The sequence below is a fragment of the Pedobacter sp. 01N416 genome (genome assembly GCF_056399685.1).
The window spans coordinates 1-555 of record NZ_JBFTRT010001052.1 but is presented as its reverse complement, the minus strand read 5'-3'; the positions used below and the strand labels follow the sequence as shown (position 1 = coordinate 555).

General features: G+C 31.4%; 1 protein-coding gene. It reads right to left on the bottom strand.

The window, feature by feature from the left end; genetic code table 11:
- A partial coding sequence (locus AC1DND_RS29190) for a hypothetical protein (protein ID WP_477586510.1) occupies positions 1-216 on the bottom strand: 216 nt, incomplete at its 3' end.
- Positions 217-555: the final 339 nt, after the last annotated feature.

Below are 555 nucleotides of genomic sequence, written 5' to 3'. Positions count from 1 at the left end.
ATCTAGCTCAATGCAACGTTTGTAATAATAACCTGCAGTTTTATAATCTTTAAAATGATTCTGATAAATATCGCCCAACTGAAAATAAGCTCTTGCATAATCAGGATCGAAAACAATAATTTCATTAAAATACTGAAGTGCCTTAGGTAATTCGCCCCAGTGCAGTTCTTCAATGGCCTGTAGATACTTTTCTTCTACAGTGGTATAAATGTCCATAACGGATATAATTAATTTTGATAAGCGGTTAAATGCTTAGCAAATGCGTAATAAATTGATTTTTAAATGTGGGTTTTGTTTGTTGAAACTTAAAACCGCGTTAAGGGTTGGGAAGGAAATTTAAGTCAATACCCAAGCCCTTTATGCCACAAGACGGGCTAAAGCTTAATTGTTGGATATGTAGTTGAAGTAGCATTTCTGTAAATTTTGATGCAAAGATATTTATTTTCAGTGAATTGCAAATTTTAAAATAAAATTTTCTAATGGATTACGTGTGCGAGATAAATAATGCAATAACTAAGTAAACAAAATGCACTATTATAATTTAACGAATGGAAC